General features: G+C 64.3%; 14 protein-coding genes. 7 read left to right on the forward strand and 7 right to left on the reverse strand.

Annotated elements, in window-relative coordinates; genetic code table 11:
- Positions 1–94 precede the first annotated feature (94 nt).
- The 5 genes from glp to ACOZKU_RS16115 all read right to left on the reverse strand — a co-directional run bounded on the left by glp (position 95) and on the right by ACOZKU_RS16115 (position 5,671).
- Positions 95–1,312 (reverse strand): gephyrin-like molybdotransferase Glp, encoded by a 1,218-nt coding sequence (gene glp, locus ACOZKU_RS16095; protein WP_421579702.1) that lies wholly within the window; start codon positions 1,310–1,312, stop codon positions 95–97.
- Positions 1,312–1,806, reverse strand: coding sequence for a cyclic pyranopterin monophosphate synthase MoaC (gene moaC, locus ACOZKU_RS16100; protein ID WP_421579703.1), 495 nt, complete (start codon positions 1,804–1,806; stop codon positions 1,312–1,314). Before moaC ends, glp begins: the two co-directional genes overlap by 1 nt.
- Before the next feature lie 13 nt (positions 1,807–1,819).
- The gene (trpC, locus tag ACOZKU_RS16105; protein ID WP_421579704.1) at positions 1,820–2,635 is read right to left on the reverse strand and encodes an indole-3-glycerol phosphate synthase TrpC; all 816 of its coding nucleotides are present in this window, start codon (positions 2,633–2,635) and stop codon (positions 1,820–1,822) included.
- Positions 2,636–2,643: 8 nt separating this feature from the next.
- The gene (gene trpD / locus ACOZKU_RS16110; RefSeq protein ID WP_421579705.1) at positions 2,644–3,666 is read right to left on the reverse strand and encodes an anthranilate phosphoribosyltransferase; all 1,023 of its coding nucleotides are present in this window, start codon (positions 3,664–3,666) and stop codon (positions 2,644–2,646) included.
- Between the two features lie 115 nt (positions 3,667–3,781).
- Positions 3,782–5,671, reverse strand: coding sequence for a SurA N-terminal domain-containing protein (locus ACOZKU_RS16115; protein WP_421579706.1), 1,890 nt, complete (start codon positions 5,669–5,671; stop codon positions 3,782–3,784).
- Between the two features lie 281 nt (positions 5,672–5,952).
- Between ACOZKU_RS16115 and ACOZKU_RS16120 the strand changes: the two genes are divergently transcribed.
- From ACOZKU_RS16120 to ACOZKU_RS16140, 5 genes are all read left to right on the forward strand, one after another.
- On the forward strand, positions 5,953–7,599 hold the full coding sequence (locus tag ACOZKU_RS16120; protein ID WP_421579707.1) for a Na/Pi cotransporter family protein: 1,647 nt from the start codon (positions 5,953–5,955) through the stop codon (positions 7,597–7,599).
- Between the two features lie 86 nt (positions 7,600–7,685).
- On the forward strand, positions 7,686–9,050 hold the full coding sequence (gene glmU / locus ACOZKU_RS16125) for a bifunctional UDP-N-acetylglucosamine diphosphorylase/glucosamine-1-phosphate N-acetyltransferase GlmU (RefSeq protein ID WP_421579780.1): 1,365 nt from the start codon (positions 7,686–7,688) through the stop codon (positions 9,048–9,050).
- A 123-nt stretch (positions 9,051–9,173) separates the two neighbouring features.
- The gene (gene glmS, locus ACOZKU_RS16130; RefSeq protein ID WP_421579708.1) at positions 9,174–11,000 is read left to right on the forward strand and encodes a glutamine--fructose-6-phosphate transaminase (isomerizing); all 1,827 of its coding nucleotides are present in this window, start codon (positions 9,174–9,176) and stop codon (positions 10,998–11,000) included.
- Positions 10,997–11,491 carry a GNAT family N-acetyltransferase gene (locus tag ACOZKU_RS16135; protein WP_421579709.1) on the forward strand — a complete coding sequence of 165 codons (495 nt, stop codon included), beginning with the start codon at positions 10,997–10,999 and terminating at the stop codon, positions 11,489–11,491. The genes glmS and ACOZKU_RS16135 overlap by 4 nt, the downstream gene beginning before the upstream one ends.
- Before the next feature lie 34 nt (positions 11,492–11,525).
- Entirely contained in the window at positions 11,526–12,230 is a 705-nt protein-coding gene (locus tag ACOZKU_RS16140) for a DUF502 domain-containing protein (RefSeq protein WP_314095264.1), read from the forward strand.
- Between the two features lie 126 nt (positions 12,231–12,356).
- Here the strand turns inward: ACOZKU_RS16140 and ACOZKU_RS16145 are convergent, their stop codons facing one another.
- Positions 12,357–12,572, reverse strand: coding sequence for a hypothetical protein (locus ACOZKU_RS16145; protein ID WP_421579710.1), 216 nt, complete (start codon positions 12,570–12,572; stop codon positions 12,357–12,359).
- An 88-nt stretch (positions 12,573–12,660) separates the two neighbouring features.
- Entirely contained in the window at positions 12,661–14,766 is a 2,106-nt protein-coding gene (gene recG / locus ACOZKU_RS16150) for an ATP-dependent DNA helicase RecG (protein WP_421579711.1), read from the reverse strand.
- A 103-nt stretch (positions 14,767–14,869) separates the two neighbouring features.
- On the opposite strand from recG, the gene ACOZKU_RS16155 reads away from it, so the two are divergent.
- Together ACOZKU_RS16155 and mfd are read left to right on the forward strand one after the other, a co-directional pair.
- Complete coding sequence (locus tag ACOZKU_RS16155) at positions 14,870–15,178, forward strand: succinate dehydrogenase assembly factor 2 (RefSeq protein WP_421579712.1); 309 nt, start codon at positions 14,870–14,872, stop codon at positions 15,176–15,178.
- Complete coding sequence (mfd, locus tag ACOZKU_RS16160; protein WP_421579713.1) at positions 15,175–18,687, forward strand: transcription-repair coupling factor; 3,513 nt, start codon at positions 15,175–15,177, stop codon at positions 18,685–18,687. The genes ACOZKU_RS16155 and mfd overlap by 4 nt, the downstream gene beginning before the upstream one ends.
- Positions 18,688–18,714 lie beyond the last annotated feature (27 nt).

An 18,714-nucleotide genomic window follows, 5' to 3' on the forward strand; every position in this document is an offset into this window, starting at 1 on the left:
CTTCGGCTGGAAATGCTCCAGCGGCGTTGCCGCGAGATAGGATCGGCTTGAATGTTCAAGGCGTCGGATCTTCCGGCGCCTTGCTTCCGGCGGCCTACGGTTCGCGCACCAGCAGCACGTCGCAGGCCGTGCCGGCTTCGACGGCGGGCGCGTTCGGAGGGCGGATGAGCAGGCCTTCGGAGTCGGCGAAAATCCGCATCATGGACGAATCCTGTTTGTCGAAGGGGGTAACGCGCAGGTCACCATCGGGTCCGCGGGTGATGCGGGCGCGCACATAGTCCTGGCGATGGTCGTTTTCCTTGATCGGTACGGCGGTGAACGCCTTGTGAATGCGGTCTTTCGCCGGCAGGTGGGCGAGGCAACGCACCAGGGGCTCGAGGAAGAGCAGGGCGCAGACGAGGCTGGAGACGGGATTGCCGGGAAGGCCGACGATCCTGACATCGCCGAGGCGCCCGACCATCAGCGGTTTTCCGGGGCGCATGGCGATGCGCCAGAAGTCGAGTTCCATGCCGGCTTCGCCGAGCACGGGCTGGACCAGATCGAAATCGCCGACCGAGGCGCCGCCGAGCGTGACGAGCACGTCGATATCCAGCGCGAGGGCCTTCTGCACGGCTTCGAGGATCGCCGGCTTGTCATCGCCGACAATGCCGAGGTCAATGATCTCGGCGCCGGAGGCGCGCGCGATCGCGGAGACGCCGTAGGTGTTGGAGGCGATGATCTGACTTGCGCCGGGCGGCGTGCCGGGCGTGACAAGCTCATCGCCGGTGGCGAGCACGGCGATGCGGGGACGGGCATAGACCGTAAGCTCCGCATGGTTCATTGCGGCCGCGACGGTGAGGCGTCCGGCATCGAGCACATCGCCGGTCCGAAGCAGCACGTCGCCTTCGGCAAAATCCTGGCCGCGCGGGCGGATGTGGCGGCCCTTAGGCGTCAGGAACGTCGTGCGGATGCGATCTCCATCCAGCTTTTCGGCGTCTTCCTGCAACAGCACCGTATCGGCAAAAGCGGGCAGCGGTGCGCCAGTGAAGATGCGCACGGCCTCTCCGGGACCGGCCGTTCCCTCGAAGGCATGGCCGGCGGCCGAAGTGCCGACGACCTTGAGGATCGACCCCAGTGCGGCGATATCGGCATGGCGCACCGCGTAGCCGTCCATGGCGGAATTGTCGAAGGGCGGCTGGGTGAGGCGGGCGGCGACGTCCTCGGCCAGCACGCGGCCGTCCGCTTCATGAAGCGGGACCCTTTCCGTCCGTTGCGTGGGCTTGGCCGCGGAAAGCAGGCGGTCGAGGGCGTCGGCAACGGGGAGGAGGGACATCAGGGCTCTCTGCGTTTGTAGTCACCGGAGCGGCCGCCGGATTTTTCGGCAAGGCGCACGCCGCCGATCTCCATTTCGCGATCGGCAGCCTTGGCCATGTCGTAGATCGTGAGGCAGGCGACGCTGACGGCGGTCAGTGCCTCCATCTCGACGCCGGTGCGGCCGATGAGCTTCGCCATGGCCTCGATGCGCAGGCCGGGCAGGGCGTGATCCGCGCGGATATCGACCGTCACCTTGGTCAGCATCAGCGGATGGCAGAGCGGGATGAGACTGGACGTCTGCTTGGCGGCCATGATGCCGGCCAGCCGTGCCGTGCCGATCACGTCGCCCTTCTTGGCGTCGCCCTTGAGGATCAGGTCGAGCGTTTCCGGCGCCATGCGGATGAAACCCTCGGCGACAGCGATGCGCACGGTCTCGGCCTTGTCGCCGACATCCACCATGTGCGCTTCGCCGGAGGCGCCGATATGGGTGAGCGTGCGGGCGTCCCCAGTCACTTTTCGACCACCATCATTCCGCCGCCAGCATGCCGGCGGAGCCGGTCAGCAGTTCGCGGGTCGCCGCGGCCACGTCGTCCTTGCGCATCAGGCTTTCGCCGACGAGGAAGGTGGAGATGCCGACCTTCCCGAGGCGTGCGCAATCGGCATGGGTGAAGACGCCGCTTTCGCCGACGAGCAGGCGGTCGTCCGGCACCATGCCGGCAAGCTTTTCGGAGACGGCGAGATCGACCTCGAAGGTGCGCAGGTTGCGGTTGTTGATGCCGACGAGCTTGGACTTGAGTTTTAGCGCCCGCTCCATCTCCTCTTCGTCATGTACCTCGATCAGCACGTCCATGCCGAGCGAGAAGGCGGCGTCTTCCAGCATCTTCGCCGTGTCGTCGCTGAGCGAGGCCATGATGAGCAGGACGCAATCGGCACCCCAGGCGCGGGCTTCCAGCATCTGGTAGCTGTCGAACATGAAATCCTTGCGCAGCGCCGGCAGCGCGCAGGCGTCGCGGGCGGCGGTGAGGAATTCGGGTGCACCCTGAAAGCTCGGCGTGTCCGTCAGCACGGACAGGCAGGCCGCACCGCCGGCCTCATAGGCCTTGGCGAGTGCCGGCGGATCGAAATCCGGACGGATGAGGCCCTTGGAGGGGCTGGCCTTCTTGATTTCGGCGATCAGGCCGAACCGGCCTTCGGCCTTCTTGTCCTTGAGGCTGGCGAAGAAGCCGCGTGGCGGCTCCTGGTCGCGGATACGGGCACGCAGCTCGGCGGGCGCAACCCGCATCTTGGCGGTGGCAATTTCTTCGAGCTTGTAGGCTTCGATCTTCTTCAGAATATCGGTCATGGCCAATCCTACTCCGTAGCGCCTTCATTGGAAACGGCCACGAGGCGCTCCAGCGCGGTGCGGGCACGGCCGCTTTCGAGCGATTCGGTCGCAAGCCGCATGCCGTCCTTCAGCGTCTCCGCCTTGCCAGCAACGACGAGGGAGGCGGCGGCATTGGCCAGCGAGATGTCACGGTAGGGCATGTGCGCGCCGCCGAGCACCGAGAGAAGTGCTGCGGCATTGTGCGCGCCGTCGCCACCGCGCAGATCGTCGAGCGCCACCTGCGGCAGGCCGAAATCGGCCGGCGCCAGCTCGAAGGTGCGGATCTTGCCGTCCTCGAGCGCGGCGACCTTCGTGGTGCCCGTGGTGGTGATCTCGTCGAGGCCTTCGCCGTGCACGACCCAGATGCTCTCCGAGCCGAGATCGCGCATCACCTCGGCGATCGGCACCAGCCAGTGCGGCGAGAAGACGCCGAGCAGCTGGCGCTTGACGCCGCCGGGATTGGAGAGCGGGCCGAGCAGGTTGAAGATCGTACGCGTGCCGAGTTCGACGCGCGACGGCCCGACATGCTTCATGGCCGAATGATGCAGCTGGGCGAACATGAAGCCGAGGCCTGCATCGTGCACGCAGCGGGCAATTTCGGCCGGGCCGATATCGAGCTTCACGCCGAGGCAGGAGAGGGCATCCGCCGTGCCGGATTTCGAGCTCAGCGCGCGGTTGCCGTGCTTGGCAACCGGGACACCGGCACCCGCGACGATGATCGCCGCAAGCGTCGAGATGTTGTAGGTGCCGGCACCGTCACCACCCGTGCCGACGATATCCATCGCATCGGCGGGAACGCTGACCGGCAGCATGCGGGCGCGCATGGAACCAACGGCGCCGTAGATCTCGTCCACGGTCTCGCCGCGCACGCGCAACGCCATCAGGAAACCGCCAATCTGCGAGGGGGTGGCGGCACCCGACATGATGATCTCGAAGGCGCCGCGGGCTTCCTCGCGGTCCAGCGCATTGCCGGCAGCGACCTTGGCGATAAAGGGTTTCAGGTCGGACATGCGGCTCCCGTCTCCGTAGAATCTGTCAGGTTCATTCCGAACCAGACAGACCCTCGATTTCTTTGTTGTCGTTTGTCTTGTCGGAAAACCGGTTCCAACTTTTCCCGGACAAACTCTAACGCGTCATGTTCTGCTCGGCGAGCGTGCGGTTGATCGAGACGCCGTAGGACGTCTGGAGCGCGCTCACCATCTGGTCGAGGATGTCGTCGCCGCTGGCGCGGGCGACCGCTTCGATCTGCTGTTCGTCATTGGACAGCGCGTCGGTCGTCGCGTCCGCATTGACTTCCGTCACCTTCAGCAGGATCTGGCCTTCGCCATCCGTCCCGGGCGTGTTGGCGACCGTGCCGACGGGGCCGGAAAACGCCGATGCGATCGTCGCGGGGCTCAGAACCGCATCCTGCGCGCCGCGGTGCAGGCCCGTCTTGTTTTCGACGGTCAGGCCCAGCTCGCTGGCGATGGCGGCAAGATCACCGCCCTTGCGCACGCGCTCGGCGAGTTCGCCGGCCTTCTTGGCCAGCGCCTGGCGCTGCTGTTCGGCCGTCCAGTCGGCAGCGACGCGGTCGCGCACTTCATCGAGCGTGCGGTCGCGATCCGGGATCACGTCGAGCACTTCGAACCAGGCATAACCTTCGCGGCCGACATTGATCGGCTGGGTTTCGGTACCGACATCGGTCTTGAAGACCTCGCCGAGCAGGGCGGCCTTTTCCGGAGGGGCCGCGATCTCGTCGCCCTTCTGGTCGTTGCCCTGCGCGTCGGCGGCCTCGACCGTGACGGCCTTGAGGTTGTTCTTCGCGGCGGCCTCGGCCAGCGTCAGGCCTTCGGCGCGGCTATCCTCGATGCGATCGTGAACGGCGAGAATGCCATCGGCGGCTTCGGAAAGCGCCAGCTCGTTGCGCAGCTCTTCCTTGACCTCGTCATAGGTCTTGGTCGTCTCCGGGCGGATATTGGTCACGCGCAGGATGATCGGGCCGAAGGTGCCGTCGATGACGGGCGTCGTGCCGCCATTGGCTGCAACGGCGAAGGCCGGCTCGGCCAGTTTCTGGTCGGGAACGTTCGCCTGCGTGAAATCACCCAAAAGCACGTCGGCGGCAGTCTTGCCTTCCTCGGTCACCAGCGCGTCGAAGGTCGTGCCGGCGGCGAGCTTCGCTGCGGCGGCATCGGCGCTAGCGCGGTCCTTGAAGGTAAGCTGCTCGATGGTGCGCGTGGCCGGCGTGCGGTACTTGTCCTTGATGCGCTCGTATTCGGCCTTCACCATATCCTCGGTGATGGCGGCCGTGTCGACGAGGTCCTTCGGCTCCAGCGCGACATAAACGAACTTGCGGTATTCCGGCGCGCGGTACTTCGCCTTGTTCTGCTCGAACCAGGGAGTGAGCACGTCGTCGCCCGGCGTCTTGATCGGGTCGATATTGGCGTTGCTCAGGAGCAGGAAGTCGATGGTGCGGGATTCGTTGCGATACTGACGCAGCGCAGAGGTGAGCGCTTCCGGTGCCTTGTAGCCGTCGGACACCGCTTCGACGATCTGCGTGCGCACGGCGACCTGGCTGCGGTTGTTGATATAGTCGTTCTCGCGCAGGCCGGCATTGCGCAGCACGGCGGAAAAGGCGGTGCGGTCGAACTGACCGTTGACGCCCTTGAAGGCCGGATCGTCGGCGATCAACTGGGCAAGGCGGCCCTCGGAGAGGCCGAGGTTCATGTCGCGTGACAGCTGGTCGAGCGCCGCGCCGGCGACGAGTTCGGCAAAGACCTGGTTTTCGACGCCGAAGGCGCGGGCCTGCTCGGCATTGAGGCGCGTGCCGAAGCGCTGCGACAGCGTTGCGACCTGGCGCTCATAGGCAAGGCGGAAATCCGTCGGCGAAACGCTGACATCACCGACCGTGACGACGGAATTCGATGCGCCCGTCACCAGCGAGCTCGAAACACCCCAAATCGCAAAGGAACCGACCAATACGATCATCAGGGCTTTTGCCACCCAGGTCTGGGCAGCGCTTCTCAGGGCTTCGAGCATCGTCTACATTTCCTCAATATCGGCGGCCATGCGGCCGGAGTTCGTCTCTTATCGGAAAGTTTGCACGAATTGAAGTGCGCAGAGCGCCTTGATGCCACGGGAAAATCACGCCCGGCGCAGATCGGATACCGCTTGCCGATTTTGTTCGCCGGCGAAACAAATATTTCTGAAATTATTGACGTATTCCCGTCACAATAGCCTATCGGTATGGCGTGGATCGTGATCCGATGCGGGGTGAGGCGGGTTTTGAGTCCCTTCCGAGGGCCAGGAGGAATATTACGGTGGAATCGACTGTTGTCATGATCAACCTGTTCGGCGCGGTCGCGCTGCTCCTGTTTGGCCTCGCACAGGTGAAGGATGGCATGACGCGGGCTTTCGGGGTGAAGCTGCGCTCCGGGCTGGCGCTCGGCACGCGCGGGCCGTTCCGCTCGTTTTTCGCCGGCTTCGTCGCCACCGTTGCCCTGCAAAGCTCCACTGCCACGGCGCTGATGGTCTCCTCCTTCGTCGAGCGCAATCTGGTGCGCGCGCGCATGGCGCAGATCGTGCTGCTCGGCGCCAATGTCGGGACGGCGGTCACGGCGTGGCTTGTCGCGACGGGCATCGAATCGGTCTCGCCGCTGATCATTCTCGTCGGCGTCGTGCTCTATAAGTCGAGCAGCTCCACCGCGCGGCAGGGGCTTGGCTCCGCGTTAGTGGGCATCGGCCTCATGCTGCTCTCGCTGCACCTGCTCAGCCTGGCGACGGAGCCGATGCGCCAGTCGCCGGCGCTCGCCGCCTTTCTGAAGCTGCTTGACGGTGCCTGGCCGGTCGCGCTCGCCTTCTCGACGGTGCTCGCCATCATTTCATCCTCCAGCCTTGCTGTCGTCGTACTGATCCTGTCGCTGACGGCCATGGGCATCCTGTCGCCAGCGCTGACAGTTATCCTCGTGCTCGGCGCCAATCTCGGCGGCGCGGTTCCGCCTGTTGTCGCGACGCTGAAATCGACCGCCTCGGCCCGCAGGGTCACGCTTGGCAACCTTTTGGTGCGGGGCGTCGGGTGCATCGTCGTGCTGCCCTTTGCCGGGCAGGTGGCAGCAATCCTTGCGACGTTGCCCATTCCCGCCTCGAAGCTGCCCGTCGATGTGCACCTCGCCTTCAATGTGGTGGTCGCGCTGGTGCTCTTCCCACTCTCCGGCCAGCTGTCCCGCCTCATGGAAAAACTCATTCCCGAGGAAAAGCAGCCGGAAACCGGGCCGAAATATCTCGACGATACCGCGCTTTCGAGCCCGGTCGTGGCGCTCTCCGGCGCGACGCGCGAAGTGTTGCGCGTCGGTGATCTCATCGAATCCATGCTGATCCGCACGATGCGGGCCTTCAACGACAACAATCTCGCGCCGATGAAGGATATCGGCGAGCTTGAGCGTCAGGTCGATGCGTTGCAGCAGGAGGTGAAGATCTATCTTTCCCGCCTCGGTCGCCAGGGCGTGACCGGCGAATGCGCGGCGCGCTCCATCGTCATTATCGATTATGCCATCAATCTCGAGCATGTCGGCGACATCATCGAGAAGGGCCTGCAGGAGCAGGTGCGCAAGAAGATCGCCAATGGCCTGAAATTCTCCGAGGACGGCTATAAGGAGCTTGCCAACCTCTTCAACCTGACGATCGAGAACCTGCGCATCGCGCAGACTATTTTTGTCACGCGCGATGCCGGCCTTGCCCGCCAGCTGATGGAGGTGAAGGTCGATGTGCGGCGCATGGAGAAACAATCCTCCGAGCGGCACCTAGAACGTCTGCGCGACGGCCGTCTCGATAGCCTCCAGACGAGCTCGCTGCATCTCGACATGTTGCGGGACCTGAAGCGCGTCAACGCGCACCTCGTCTCCGTCGCCTATCCCATCCTTGACGAAAACGGCCTTCTTACCGAAAGCCGTCTGCGCAGCGCCAAGTGAGAAATCCCTTTGTCTTCCTTGCCGCGTTTTTGCTAAGGAACGCCGTCAAATTCGGATGAACGAGGGATTCCATGACTGCTGACCGGATGAAACGCACCTGCCTGGCCGTGATCCTGGCCGCCGGCGAGAGCACCCGCATGAAGTCCGCTCAGTCCAAGGTGCTGCATTCCGTCGCCAACCGGCCGATGATCGCCCATGTGGTCGATGCGCTGGCGAAGGCCGGCATTTCGGATATCGCGCTGGTGCTCGGCCGCGATGCGGAGAAGGTCGAAGCCGCGGCGAAGAACGCTGCAGTCCGGAGTTCCGTCCATATCCAGACCGAACGGCTCGGCACCGCCCATGCCGTGCTGGCTGCCCGCGAGGCCATCGCCAAGGGCTATGACGACGTGCTCGTCGTCTTCGGCGATACGCCGCTCATCACCGAAACGCCGCTGATCGCTGCCCGCGATGGGCTCGCCGACGGTGCCGATGTCGTGGTCATCGGTTTCCGCACCGCAGATCCGACGGGCTATGGCCGCCTGCTGGTCGAGAACGGCGAGCTTTTGGCCATTCGCGAGCACAAGGATGCCAGCGAGGCCGAGCGCGCCATCACCTATTGCAACGGCGGCCTGATGGCCATCGACGGCCGCAAGGCGCTCGGGCTGATCGACCGTATCGGCAACAACAATGCCAAGGGCGAATATTACCTGACCGATATCGTCGAGGTCGTCAGGGCCGACGGCGGCCGCGCCATTGCCGTCGAAGCGCCTGAGGAGGAGCTGACCGGCTGCAACACCCGCGCCGAGCTCGCCGTCATCGAACGTCTCTGGCAGCAGCGCCGCCGGCATCAGATGATGATCGAGGGCGTCTCGATGATCGCACCGGAGACCGTCTTTCTGTCCTTCGATACGGCAATCGCCCGCGACGTGACCATCGAGCCGAATGTCGTTTTCGGTCCCGGCGTCACGATCGAGAGCGGCGCCGTCATCCATGCCTTCTCGCATATCGAGGGCGCACAGGTCGGGGCCGACGCCGAAATCGGACCTTATGCGCGCCTGCGTCCCGGCGCAAAGCTCGGCGAGGGCTCCAAGGTCGGCAATTTCACCGAAGTGAAGAAGGCGGAGATCGGTGCCGGCGCGAAGGTCAACCACCTCAGCTATATCGGCGATGCCTTCATCGGTGCGCATACCAATGTCGGCGCGGGTACCATCACCTGCAATTACGATGGTATCAACAAGCACATCACCCGCATCGGCGCGGATGCCTTCATCGGTTCCAACACGGCGCTCGTCGCGCCCGTGACCGTGGGCAACGGCGCCTATGTCGCCTCCGGCAGCGTCATCACCGCCGATGTGCCGGATGATGCCGTCGCCTTCGGCCGCGCGCGCCAGGAAAACAAGGAAGGCCGCGCCGTCCTCATCCGCGAGCGCAATCAGGCGATCAAGGACGCGAAGAAAAAAGCCGGCAAATAAGTCACCCTGTGGGCGCGCCCACATTAACGCTTGCAATCGAAAGTGAGCGTGGCCGCGTTGCGCTGCCGAAAAAAAACTTTACCAAAGAGCGCAATCAAAGCGTTGCGAAAAGCGGAGCATCCTATGTGCGGAATTGTTGGCATCGTCGGAGTTGAGCCTGTTGCCGGGCGGCTGGTCGATGCGCTGAAGCGTCTCGAATACCGGGGCTATGACTCCGCCGGTGTGGCGACCGTCGTTGATGGCAAGCTCGAGCGTCGGAGAGCCGAAGGAAAACTCATCAACCTGGAGAGGCGTCTGGTCGATGCTCCACTTGCCGGCACGATCGGCATTGCCCACACCCGCTGGGCGACTCATGGTGCACCGACCGAGGGCAATGCGCATCCGCACTTCGTCGATGGCGTCGCTGTCGTTCATAACGGCATTATTGAGAACTTTTCCGAGCTCAAGGACGAGTTGGCTGCATCGGGCGCCACCTTCACGACGCAGACCGATACGGAAGTCCTTGCGCAACTGATCGCGAAACTGCGCCGGGACGGTCTCGGCCGCCGCGAAGCCATGCATGCCATGCTGCGCCGTGTTACCGGCGCCTATGCGCTCGCCGTGATCTTCGAGGATGATCCGTCGACCATCATGGCTGCGCGCAACGGTCCACCGCTCGCCATTGGCCATGGCAAGGGCGAAATGTTTCTGGGATCGGACGCCATCGCGCTGGCGCCCTTCACCAATGAAATTACGTATCTCGTCGACGGTGACTGGGCGATCCTCGGCCGCGATGGCGCACATGTCTTCGATATCGATGGCGTCAGGATCGAGCGTCCCAAGCAGATTTCGTCTGCTACCGCCTATCTCGTTGATAAGGGCAACCACCGCCACTTCATGGAAAAGGAAATCCATGAGCAGCCGGAGGCGATTTCCCATGCACTGAGCCACTATGTCGATTTCCTCTCGCATACCGTGCGTCCGACGGCCGTCGACATCGACTTTGCCAAGACGCCGAGCCTTGCGATTTCCGCCTGCGGCACGGCCTATCTTGCGGGTCTGGTCGGCAAATACTGGTTCGAGCGTTATGCCCGCCTGCCGGTCGAGATCGATGTCGCCTCGGAGTTCCGCTATCGCGAGATACCGCTCAACCCGGCATCGGCAGCGCTGTTCATCTCGCAGTCCGGCGAGACGGCCGATACGCTGGCGTCGCTACGCTACTGCAAGGAGCACGGCCTGAAGATCGGCGCCGTGGTCAATGCGAAGGAATCGACGATCGCCCGCGAATCGGACGCTGTCTTCCCGATCCTTGCCGGCCCGGAAATCGGCGTTGCCTCGACCAAGGCCTTCACCTGCCAGTTGACGGTTCTTGCAGCCCTTGCCATCGGCGCGGGCCGCGCGCGCGGCACCATCAGCGAGGCGGACGAGAAGGAGCTGGTGCGCCATCTTGCCGAAATGCCGCGCATCATGGCAAGCGTTCTCAACACGATCCAGCCCTCGATCGAGCAGCTGTCGCGCGATCTCTCCAAGTGCAAGGACGTGCTCTATCTCGGCCGCGGCACCAGCTATCCGCTGGCCATGGAAGGCGCGCTGAAGCTCAAGGAAATTTCTTACATCCATGCCGAGGGCTATGCCGCCGGCGAATTGAAGCATGGTCCGATCGCGCTGATCGACGAGAACATGCCGGTCATCGTCATCGCACCGCATGACCGCTTCTTCGAAAAGACCGTGTCGAACATGCAGGAAGTCGCGGCCCGCGGCGGCCGGATCATCTTCATCACCGATGCCAAGGGTGCGGCCGCCTCGAAGCTGGAAACCATGGCGACGATCATCCTGCCCGAGGTCAACGAGATCATCGCGCCGATGATCTATTCGCTGCCGATCCAGCTGCTCGCCTATCACACCGCCGTCTTCATGGGCACCGACGTCGACCAGCCGCGCAACCTCGCAAAGTCGGTCACGGTGGAATGATCCTGCGCCCGGAACGCGAAGGCGATGGCGATGCGATCCGGACACTGACGGAAACGGCCTTCCGGTCCGCGCCGCATGCGGATGGCACAGAGCATCTGATCATCGATCGCCTGCGCGCGGCCGGGGCGCTGACCCTTTCGTTGGTGGCCGAGGCGGATGGCGATATCATCGGCCATGTCGCCTTCTCTCCTGTTACACTTTCCGATGGCAGCGCGGATTGGTACGGCCTCGGGCCGATTTCGGTCGATCCGGCGCATCAGCGCGGGGGGATCGGCAGCAAGCTCATCCGTGATGGGCTGGAGCGGCTGAAGGCGCTCGGTGCCGCCGGCTGCGTGCTGTTGGGCGATCCGGCCTATTACAGCCGTTTCGGTTTTGCGTCGGATTCCGGACTCACGCTGGACGGCGTGTCCCCGGAGTATTTCATGCATGTGGCATTTTCCCCGGTTTACGGCGGGGGAACCGTTACCTATCATCCGGGTTTCTACGGCTGAGTGACCTCCCACGCTCGCCCAGGCTGGATATTCGATGACCGACCTTCTTCCGAGACCGTCGCTGGCGACGCGGCTGCGAAACAATTTCCTGACCGGCCTCGTCATCTGCGCGCCGATCGCCATCACCATCTGGCTGACATGGACCTTCATCCATTGGGCGGACAGCTGGGTGAAACCCTATATCCCCGCGCGCTACAACCCGGAAAGCTACCTTCAGTTCGCCATTCCCGGCTTCGGCCTGTTGATCGCGCTGGTGATGATCACGCTCGTCGGTTTCCTCGGCAAGAACCTGATCGGCCGCTCCATCGTCGAGTTCGGCGATGGGCTGTTCAACCGCACGCCGCTGGTGCGCACGGTGCACAAGAGCCTGAAGCAGATCTTCGAGACCGTGCTGAAGGACAAGGGGTCTTCGTTCAACAAGGCCGCGATGATCGAATATCCGGGGCCGGGGCTTTGGGCGATCGTCTTCGTGGCAACGGATGCGCGCGGTGAAATCGCGACGAAGTTCAAGTCGATGGGCAAGGATATGGTCGCCTGCTTCGTGGCACCGACGCCGTTTCCGACGGCCGGCTGGCTTGTCTATGTCCCCCGGGAAAAGCTCGTGCCGCTCGACATGAGCGCGGAGGATGCCGCCAAGCTCATCATCTCCGTCGGCCTCGTCACGCCGCCGGAAAAGGGGTTGCAGCTCATCGAGAACGAAGAGCGCAAGGCCAAGACGAAAATCAAGAAGAAAAGCTGAGGCCGGCTCGCGCCTCCCGTACTACATCCAGTCGTCATCCCTCGGCTTGATCCGAGGGCGACGCAGGAGAGGGAGCTGAATCATTGGGATTTCGAGCCGCCTCGAAAACGAGACAGCTCGAGCGCATTACTCTGAACTGTCGGCGCGCTGCTGATCGCCTACAAGCACCTTGCTGTCTTCGGCAGGAAGGCGGGACTGCTTTTCCGTGGTGGTGACGCTTGCGGTCGTGATGGTCTTGTCGACCTTGACCTCCGCCGAGGTCTTGGTGTGCCAGGCGCAGTCCGCAAAGGCTGCGGGTGCCGAAAGGCCGAGCGTCGCTGCGACTACGAGAACTGTCTTCATGGCATTTCTCCTTTTTCGCTTTACGCGCGTGAGTATGCCTTGATGGCCGGTATCGGCGAAATCACGATTTTGTGGCTTCCGGGATAGCTCAGCCTGCCCGCAGGAACCGGATCGCCTCGTCTCGGCGGTGGAGATAGAGCAGCGTGCGGATCGCTTCGCCGCGCTCGCTCGTCAGGTCGGGATCGCGTTCCAGCACATAGGCGGCGTCCTTGCGGGCGGTTTCCAGGAGATCGCCATGCGCCTCGAGGCTTGCGACGATGAAGCCCGGCGTGCCGGATTGCCTTGTGCCGAGAAGCTCGCCTTCGCCGCGCAGTTTCAAATCCTCTTCGGCGATGCGGAAACCGTCTTCCGTCTCGCGCAGGATGGAGAGCCGCGCCTGGCCGTTTTCGCTGAGCGGCCCCTTGTAGAGCAGAACGCAGCTTGATGCTTCCTCACCGCGTCCAACGCGGCCTCGCAGCTGGTGAAGTTGGGCAAGGCCGAAGCGCTCGGCATGTTCGATGACCATGATGGAGGCGTCGGGCACATCGACGCCGACTTCCACGACGGTGGTTGCGACGAGGAGGCGCGTCTCGCCGTTCTTGAAGGCCAGCATGGCGGCGTCCTTTTCCGGCCCGCTCATGCGCCCATGCACGAGGCCGGCGGCATCGCCGAAGACGCTGGCGAGCGTCGCATGCCGCTCCTCGACGGACATCAGCTCGCTTTCCTCGGTCTCCTCGACCAGCGGGCAGATCCAGTAGGCCTTCTTGCCTTCCGCCAGCGCCGCACGCATGCGGCCGACGATATCGCCGACACGCTCCTGCGGCATGATGACGGTCTGGATCGGTTTGCGGCCGGCCGGCTTTTCCGTGAGCTTCGAGACATCCATGTCGCCGAAGGCGGCCAGAACCAGCGTGCGCGGAATGGGCGTTGCCGTCATGACGAGCATATGCGGGGAAATGCCCTTGGCCGTCAGCCGCAGGCGCTGGTGCACGCCGAAGCGGTGCTGCTCGTCCACCACGGCCAGCACGAGGTCCTTGTAGGCGACGTTGTCCTGGAAGAGGGCGTGCGTGCCGATGACGATCTGCGTTTCGCCGGATGCGATGCGCTCCAGGATCGCGTCGCGCTCGCGGCCCTTGGTGCGGCCGGTCAGCACGTCGATGGTGACGCCGGCCGGAGCCGCCATGCGCGAGAGCGTCGCGAAGTGCTGCCGCGCCAAAATTTCCGTCGGCGCCATCAGCACGGCCTGGCCGCCGGATTCGACGGCCGCGAGCATGGCCATCAGCGCGACGGCCGTCTTGCCGGCGCCGACATCGCCCTGCAACAGCCGCAGCATGCGCTGCTCGCCGGCCATGTCCTTCAGCACCTCGGCAACCGCCGTCTGCTGGCTGTTGGTCAGCGAAAAGGGCAGGGCGTCGAGGACGGGACGGCTGAGCGCGCCGGTCGCGATGACAGGCCGGCCGGCGACCTTGCGCAGGCGCTGGCGCACGAGGGCGAGCGACACCTGCCCGGCCAGGAATTCGTCATAGGCAAGGCGGCGGCGGGCAGGGGCTTGCGGATCCAGATCCGTTTCGTCGCGGGGATCGTGCAGACGGTGGATCGCGTCATAGGCGCTGGGAAAACTCTGGCGCTGGGCAAGCGGTGGGTCGATCCATTCCGGCAGATGCGGCACGCGCGCGACCGCCGCTTCCACCGCCTTGCGCAGGACGCGCGATGTGAGGCCGGCAGTCAGCCCATGCACCGGCTCGACCACCGGCACATTGTCGGCCTCATCGAGCCGCGCCATATAGTCCGGATGCACCATCGAGGCGCGGCCGTTGAACCAGTCCACTTTGCCGCTGACGATGACGGTTTCATCGATCGGCAGCGCCTTTTCCAGCCAGTTGCCCTTGGCGCGGAAGAAGGTAAGCGCCAGATCGCCGGTTTCGTCATGCAGGAAGACGCGGTAAGGCATGTTCGATTTGCCGGGTGGTGGCGGCTGGTGGCGGTCGACGCGGCCGGTGATCGTGACGATGACGCCCGGCTGGGCATTGGCGATGCCGGGCTGGTTGCGCCGGTCGACGATGGAATGCGGGAAATGAAAAACGAGATCGATGACCCGGCAATCCTCGATGCTTTCCTGCCCCAAGAGGCGCGCGAACAGTTCGCCCAGCTTCGGGCCGATGCCGGGAAGCGTGGAGAGCGGTGCGAAGAGGGGATCAAGCAATGCGGGTCTCATGGCGGGCAAAATCGCCGGAGATGGTGCCTTTGGCAAGGCTGACAAGCGGCTTTTGCCGGTTTATAGAAGCGCCGGACCGCATTTCAGGGAAGGCAGGACGATCATGACGGGAACGACACGCTCGAGCGCCGAGATCGACCCGCGACGCAAGCGCATCCTCTTCCGCTGTTGGCACCGCGGCATCCGCGAGATGGACCTCGTGCTCGGCAGCTTCGCCGATGCCGAGATCGCCACGCTCTCCGACGTGGAACTGGATGAGCTGGAGCGCATTATGGCCGAAGAGGACAACGACCTCGTCAAATGGGTGACCGGCGAAAAGCCCGTGCCGGAAGAATTCCGCAACGGCCTGTTTCCGCGCATCGCCGCCTACCGCCCCGATTTCTCTCCGCTCTTCAAAGACGCCAGCGCATGATCCCCGGTTTCTCTCCCGAACGCATTGCCGCCGCCGGCCGGCCGTTGACCATCGGCGCCGTTCCCTCGGGCGTCGAGCCGCTGATCCTCGCCGATCTCGCCCGCAAGACCGGCCCCGTCGCCTATGTGCTTTCCGACGGCCAGCGCATTTCCGATCTGGAGCAGATGCTCGGCTTCGTCGCGCCGGATATTCCGGTGCTGACGCTGCCCGGCTGGGACTGCCTGCCCTATGACCGCGTTTCGCCGAGCGCAGAAGTCTCCGCCCGGCGGCTTTCGGCGCTGTCGGCGCTGATCGCGCACCAGAAGAAGCCGCACGCGGCCATCGTGCTCGTCACCGTCAACGCGATGCTGCAGAAGACGGCGCCGCGGCCGACCATCGAGAGCCTCGCTTTCTCGGCAAAACCCGGCAACACGATCCGCATGGATGACATCGCCGCACGGCTGGAGCGCAACGGTTTCGACCGGGTGGCGACGGTGCGCGAGGTCGGTGAATTCGCCGTGCGCGGCGGTATTCTCGACGTGTTCGTGCCCGGCAGTCTGGAGCCGGTGCGTCTCGATTTCTTCGGCGATACGCTGGAAAGCATCCGCTCCTTCGATCCGGCCAGCCAGCGCACGACGGGGCAGGCGCGCTCCCTCGATCTCAACCCGATGAGCGAGGTGACGCTGACGCCGGAGACGATCTCGCATTTCCGCACACAATATCTCTCCTCCTTTGGCGCTGCGACGCGCGACGACGCACTCTACCAGGCCGTTTCCGAGGGGCGGCGCTATGCGGGCATGGAGCACTGGCTGCCGCTGTTCTACGATGAACTGGAAACCGCCTTCGATTATCTCTCAGGCTTCCGTATCGTCACGGACCACACCGTACGGGAGGCCGCCGTCGAACGCTCCCGTCTCGTGCGTGACTACTATGATGCGCGCCTTGCCTCCGCGACACCCGGCAAAGGGCAGATCTCGCAATCGACGCCCTACAAGCCGGTGCCGCCCGGTCTCCTCTATCTCGATGCCGAGCGCTTTGCCCGCGAACTCGACGAACGCAACGCCATCCGCCTGACCCCCTTCAACGAGCACGAAGGCGAAGCGCGGCAGGTCGTGACCGTCGAGGCACGCACTGGCCAGCGCTGGGCGCGGCCTTCGGGCAGCGAGGATGCGGAGGGCGCGCGCGTCAACGTCTTCGATCAGGCTGTCAAGTATATCGCGGACAGGCGCGCGTCTGGAGACAAGGTTCTGGTCACCGGCTGGTCGGAAGGCTCGCTCGACCGTCTGTTGCAGGTTCTCTCCGAACACGGTCTCGGCAATGTCGTGCCGGTCGAGAAATTCGGCGATCTCGCGAAACTGAAGCCGGGTGAGGCGGGCTCTGCCGTGCTCAGCCTCGAAAGCGGATTCGAGGCCGGCGATGTCGTCGTCATCGGCGAACAGGATATTCTCGGCGACCGTATGGTACGGCGCTCGAAGCGGCGCAAGCGCGGGGCGGATTTCCTCACCGAAGTCGCCGGTCTCGACGAAGGCTCGATCGTCGTCCATGCCGAGCACGGCATCGGCCGGTTCGTCGGACTTCGCACCATCGAGGCGGCGGGCGCACCGCATGCTTGCCTCGAACTCGTCTATGCCGACGAGGCAAAACTCTTCCTGCCGGTCGAAAACATCGACCTTCTCTCGCGCTATGGCGGCGAGGGCACCGATGCGCTGCTCGATAAGCTCGGCGGCGTCGCCTGGCAGGCCCGCAAGGCCAAGCTGAAGAAGCGGCTGCTCGACATGGCCGGCGGCCTGATCCAGATCGCCGCCGCGCGCCTCGTACGCCATGCCCCGGTACTGACGGCGCCCGACGGCATCTATGACGAGTTCGCTGCCCGCTTCCCTTACGATGAGACCGACGACCAGGCCAACGCCATCGACGCGGTGCGCGAGGATCTCGGCGCCGGCCGTCCGATGGACCGCCTTGTCTGCGGCGACGTCGGTTTCGGCAAGACGGAGGTGGCGTTGCGTGGCGCCTTCATCGCGGCGATGAACGGCGTGCAGGTCGCCGTCGTCGTGCCGACCACGCTGCTCGCCCGCCAGCATTTCAAGACCTTCTCCGAACGCTTCCGCGGCTTGCCCATTCGCGTCCAGCAGGCCTCGCGCCTCGTTGGCAGCAAGGAGTTGGCGCTGACCAAGAAAGAGCTGTCCGAGGGCAAGACGGATATCGTCGTCGGCACCCATGCGCTGCTCGGATCGTCGATCAAATTCGCTAATCTCGGCCTGCTGATCATCGACGAGGAGCAGCATTTCGGCGTGAAGCATAAGGAGCGGCTGAAGGAGCTGAAGAGCGACGTTCACGTCCTGACGCTCTCGGCGACGCCGATCCCGCGTACGCTGCAGCTTGCCATGACGGGCGTGCGCGAGCTTTCGCTGATCACCACCGCGCCGGTCGACCGCATGGCGGTGCGCACCTTCATCTCGCCCTTCGACCCGCTGGTCATCCGCGAGACGCTGATGCGCGAGCACTATCGCGGCGGCCAGAGTTTTTATGTCTGCCCGCGCCTCAGCGACCTCTCGGAAATCCATGATTTCCTGCGCCAGGACGTGCCGGAGCTGAAAGTCGCGGTCGCCCACGGCCAGATGCCGGCGACCGAACTCGAAGACATCATGAACGCCTTCTACGAGGGCCAGTACGATGTGCTGCTCTCGACGACTATCGTCGAATCCGGCCTCGACGTTCCCACGGCGAACACGATGATCATCCATCGCGCCGACATGTTTGGCCTGGCCCAGCTCTACCAGCTGCGCGGTCGCGTCGGCCGTTCGAAAGTGCGCGCCTTCGCGCTGCTGACGCTTCCGGTCAACCGCACGCTGACCGGTACGGCGGAGCGCCGCCTGAAGGTGCTGCAATCGCTTGATACGCTGGGCGCCGGCTTCCAGCTCGCCAGCCACGATCTCGACATCCGCGGCGCGGGCAATCTGCTCGGCGAGGAACAGTCCGGCCATATCAAGGAAGTCGGTTTCGAGCTGTATCAGCAGATGCTGGAGGAGGCCGTCGCCGAGATCAAGGGCGACGAGGAAGTCGCCGACAGCGGCTGGTCGCCGCAGATTTCCGTCGGCACGCCGGTCATGATCCCCGACGATTACGTGCCGGACCTGCACCTGCGCCTCGGCCTCTACCGTCGTCTCGGCGAGATCACGGAGCTTGGCGATATCGACGCCTTCGGCGCCGAGTTGATCGACCGCTTCGGTCCTCTACCAATCGAGGTGCAGCACTTGTTGAAGATCGTCTACATCAAGTCGCTCTGCCGCGTGGCCAATGTCGAAAAACTCGATGCCGGCCCGAAGGGCGTCGTCGTGCAGTTCCGCAACAAGCAGTTCCCCAACCCGGCGGCGCTTGTCGGCTACATCGCCAAGCAGGGCACGCTGGTGAAGATCCGCGCCGACCAGAGCCTGTTCCTGTCGCGCGACTATCCGACGCCGGAAAAGCGCCTGACGGGCGCTGCGCAGGTGATGACGCAACTGGCGGGTCTGGCGAAGCAGGGGGCATGATCGAAGCGGCATTGTGCCGGCAGCGAG

It is taken from the genome of Shinella sp. M31 (genome assembly GCF_049199205.1).
In the GTDB taxonomy this organism is placed as follows: Bacteria; Pseudomonadota; Alphaproteobacteria; order Rhizobiales; family Rhizobiaceae; genus Shinella.

What these genes read in the sequence shown, in the direction of transcription:
- glp (WP_421579702.1), bottom strand. Translation starts at nt 1,312, where the DNA reads ATGTCCCTCCTCCCCGTTGCCGACGCCCTCGACCGCCTGCTTTCCGCG.
- trpC (WP_421579704.1), bottom strand. Translation starts at nt 2,635, where the DNA reads ATGACCGATATTCTGAAGAAGATCGAAGCCTACAAGCTCGAAGAAATT.
- trpD (WP_421579705.1), bottom strand. Translation starts at nt 3,666, where the DNA reads ATGTCCGACCTGAAACCCTTTATCGCCAAGGTCGCTGCCGGCAATGCG.
- ACOZKU_RS16115 (WP_421579706.1), bottom strand. Translation starts at nt 5,671, where the DNA reads ATGCTCGAAGCCCTGAGAAGCGCTGCCCAGACCTGGGTGGCAAAAGCC.
- glmU (WP_421579780.1), top strand. Translation starts at nt 7,686, where the DNA reads ATGAAACGCACCTGCCTGGCCGTGATCCTGGCCGCCGGCGAGAGCACC.
- glmS (WP_421579708.1), top strand. Translation starts at nt 9,174, where the DNA reads ATGTGCGGAATTGTTGGCATCGTCGGAGTTGAGCCTGTTGCCGGGCGG.
- ACOZKU_RS16135 (WP_421579709.1), top strand. Translation starts at nt 10,997, where the DNA reads ATGATCCTGCGCCCGGAACGCGAAGGCGATGGCGATGCGATCCGGACA.
- ACOZKU_RS16140 (WP_314095264.1), top strand. Translation starts at nt 11,526, where the DNA reads ATGACCGACCTTCTTCCGAGACCGTCGCTGGCGACGCGGCTGCGAAAC.
- ACOZKU_RS16145 (WP_421579710.1), bottom strand. Translation starts at nt 12,572, where the DNA reads ATGAAGACAGTTCTCGTAGTCGCAGCGACGCTCGGCCTTTCGGCACCC.
- recG (WP_421579711.1), bottom strand. Translation starts at nt 14,766, where the DNA reads ATGAGACCCGCATTGCTTGATCCCCTCTTCGCACCGCTCTCCACGCTT.
- ACOZKU_RS16155 (WP_421579712.1), top strand. Translation starts at nt 14,870, where the DNA reads ATGACGGGAACGACACGCTCGAGCGCCGAGATCGACCCGCGACGCAAG.
- mfd (WP_421579713.1), top strand. Translation starts at nt 15,175, where the DNA reads ATGATCCCCGGTTTCTCTCCCGAACGCATTGCCGCCGCCGGCCGGCCG.